This window comes from uncultured Veillonella sp. (assembly GCF_900545205.1).
Classification (GTDB): domain Bacteria; phylum Bacillota; class Negativicutes; order Veillonellales; family Veillonellaceae; genus Veillonella.
Genome location: NZ_UQYC01000121.1, coordinates 1 through 2,974 on the forward strand (window position 1 = coordinate 1; position 2,974 = coordinate 2,974).

General features: G+C 37.6%; 4 protein-coding genes. 1 reads left to right on the forward strand and 3 read right to left on the reverse strand.

The features are described from left to right. On the forward strand, nucleotides 1-448 hold a 448-nt coding region (locus QZR70_RS08800; RefSeq protein ID WP_295794577.1), incomplete at its 5' end, for a helix-turn-helix transcriptional regulator. Nucleotides 449-524: 76 nt separating this feature from the next. Here the strand turns inward: QZR70_RS08800 and QZR70_RS08805 are convergent. From QZR70_RS08805 to QZR70_RS08815, 3 genes are all read right to left on the reverse strand, one after another. Continuing rightward, on the reverse strand, nucleotides 525-842 hold the full coding sequence (locus QZR70_RS08805) for a type II toxin-antitoxin system RelE/ParE family toxin (RefSeq protein ID WP_295794579.1): 318 nt from the start codon (nucleotides 840-842) through the stop codon (nucleotides 525-527). Continuing rightward, nucleotides 826-1,095, reverse strand: coding sequence for a type II toxin-antitoxin system Phd/YefM family antitoxin (locus tag QZR70_RS08810; protein ID WP_039969464.1), 270 nt, complete (start codon nucleotides 1,093-1,095; stop codon nucleotides 826-828). The genes QZR70_RS08805 and QZR70_RS08810 overlap by 17 nt, the downstream gene beginning before the upstream one ends. A 131-nt stretch (nucleotides 1,096-1,226) precedes the next feature. Further along, the gene (locus QZR70_RS08815) at nucleotides 1,227-2,543 is read right to left on the reverse strand and encodes a pyridoxal phosphate-dependent aminotransferase (protein WP_295794581.1); all 1,317 of its coding nucleotides are present in this window, start codon (nucleotides 2,541-2,543) and stop codon (nucleotides 1,227-1,229) included. Nucleotides 2,544-2,974 lie beyond the last annotated feature (431 nt).

Consider the following 2,974-nt stretch of genomic DNA (forward strand, 5'->3'; position numbering starts at 1 on the left):
AGCATTATCAAATCCACATCGGTTAGATATTATATTGTGGCTAAAGCACCCAGAGAAAGAATTCGGTGTACAAGTACACACTAAAACTCTTATCGATTTCCCTAACAGTGTGAGCGTTAAGAGTATTCAAAAGCGCTGTGGTGTATCTCAATCTTCTATCTCTACATTTATGAGCATCTTAGAAAATGCGGAGCTCGTAGAGTCTCGTAAGATTGACCAATATACCTATTTCCGTCGTAACGAAAAGGTAATCCGTGAGTTCGGCGAATGGTATAACAAAGAGGTATCCATCCAATCGGACGATATCGATAAATTATTAGAAACGGTAAACTTAGAAGATACTTCGTATCCTACGACAGAACTGACAGAGGAATCCTCTATGCCTGGCGAACAACTCGCTGTCGAAATCAATACTAAGGGATCCGATCATGATGAAAACAGGAAATAAAATACTCCCTCACTCACCATACTTAGGGATAAAAGGAAAAGAGCTATAATACATGTGATTATAGCTCTTTTTGATTTTAATCATCTAATATATTTTGTAGATCTCGCCGATTATAGTAAATATGACGAACCTCCATTACATCTTCAATTACTACATAAAAGATATAAAAGTTACGTACTATAATTTTATAATATGGATACTCACGTTGTTTCTTACTCGGATATACGGCAAAAGATTCTGGACAACTTAATCTTGTGTATATAGCAGCCTCAATATCTGTAATTAGCTGATGAGCTGCTTCTCTATTATGCAGAACATAAGTTATATAATCAACAATATGATTAAGCTCCTCTTCAAATAATGGTAAAATCGTAAGTTTATATTTCCGCTCCATCGATTCTCTCCCTTACGCGACGAAATACATCGGCACCAGAGTATCGAATTTTACTTTCTTTTGCTGCAGAATCAGCTTCATCCAAGGCGTACTCAATAGGATCTGTTAATGCTGAATATTGTTCAATACTCATTAACACCATAGTTCCATATCCATTCTTAGTTAAAAATACAGGCGAATTCGTTGTAATAACGGTTTCTTCAACTTCAGGAAATTTATTACGCAAGTCTGATACAGGTCTAATATTAATCAATATATACACCTCCTTATATCATAATTCTATCATTATTTTATTAATTTTACTAACAATATTATGGTAATAATAATTTAACTAAAAATGCCCTCCAAAAGGAGGGCATCTATTATATTAGAATTATACTTCTTCTATCGTTGTGCTTCGTAGGCTCTGAATAGTTTAGATAATAATTCAGGTGCCAAGCGCAATAGGTCTGGGTTTTCACAGAAGGATACGCGCAATTGTGTTCTGCCTGGGTTATCTTCGCCTTTTTTACCACTATAGAAACCATTAAGTGGAGCCATGAGAAGTGTGTATTCTTTGCCATCATCAAGGCTAACTGCACCGTGTTCAGCGCACCAAGAGGCAAATTCTACCCCATCAAAGCCAGGTTTTGCTACCTTCCGTACGTCGATAACAAAGTAAATAGACGCTTCTGGACGAGATACGATGAAATCAGGTTCTACCGCTTTAAAACCTTCATGGAGTTCAAAGATCATCTTACGGTAGTAGTCCCGTTGTTGCTCATACCAGTTATGAAGCTCTGCATGGCTTTCATGAGCCAAAGCACCAAAGATATATTGGCCTAGTGTATTAGCACTAAGGTTCGCTGTATATTCAGCTACAGATTTTTCATAGCACAATTTATTATCTGTAATGATGGCACCAATGCGTAGACCACAAGCATTCCATACCTTACTAGCTGTTTCAAGGCTGATACGACGGCCTTCAATGCCAGGCACATCCTTATCAGTTAACGCCCAGATACTAGATGTTTCTTTACCTTTTTCGTAAGCCAATTCGCGATAGGCTTCGTCAGAGATAATCCACAAATTATGTTTAACACATAATTTTGTATATTCGATCAATGTTTCTTTACTGAATAATTGACCTGTAGGGTTATCGTAAGGAATGATGAGCAACGCACCTGGTTTTGTATCAATGATACGTTGTTCTACGGTTTCAACAGATGGCAATTCAAATTCGCCGTTTTCATTAAGTTCACGCTCAACAGTAACTGTTTTACGACCGATACGAAGACCTACCGCATCATAGTTTGTATAAGATGGGTTGAACATTAAAAGAGGGCGTTCCTCTTCGCCAGCACCACCACATACGCCAAGCATAATGATTTCCATCGCCATAGATGCACCATCTGTTACGAGTACATTAAGGCCTGTTGTATCAAAGCCTTGGCTGCGCAAAATGTGAAGGAATGCTTCGCGGCATTCATCGGTACCTGTCGTTGGTACATACGGTACAATGCCTGTATGGAACGGGCTATCCACACCGCCCAAATCGAACAACCGACGCTGCATGGCGGGATGCATAGGACGCATTACATTACCAATAGAACCATTCACCAAAATTGGTGGGTTCTTACGTTCCAAGAATTTAATTTGTCCTAGGCGAATGCCAGATGGCTTTCGAGCCATCATATACGGCGACAATTCTGGTTGTTTCATTCAGATCCAACTCCTCTAAAAAAGAAACTGCCTCAGCAGGGAGGCTATATTAACTGTAAAAGTAACAAAACCACTACATACATGCCATAGTTCTGTTCTTTACAAAGATAAAGTACTAATATATTGATATATATAGATACTTAATATTATAGTGCTTTTACTATAGAAAATCTATAGTTTTATAATACAGACTTATGTTCTTATCGCTCATATACCATTTGTGTCATAAAGTAAATGCCTCGTCCAATGTGATAAGTTTTAGCCAGTATTGATTCATAAGCGCCCTCTCTCATCTGCAACTTACGATTTAAAGAATGTTTATATTAAGTATACAGTAGAAAATATAGGGTTATAGGACAAAAAGTGTTGCTATTTTAGTCCCAAAGATTGGTAAATAGTCGATCATAATTATGTAAATCACTCCAAACAAT

Bases quoted from the DNA above. Each gene is read 5' to 3' on its own strand.
- QZR70_RS08805 (WP_295794579.1), bottom strand. From the start codon at position 842: ATGGAGCGGAAATATAAACTTACGATTTTACCATTATTTGAAGAGGAG.
- QZR70_RS08815 (WP_295794581.1), bottom strand. From the start codon at position 2,543: ATGAAACAACCAGAATTGTCGCCGTATATGATGGCTCGAAAGCCATCT.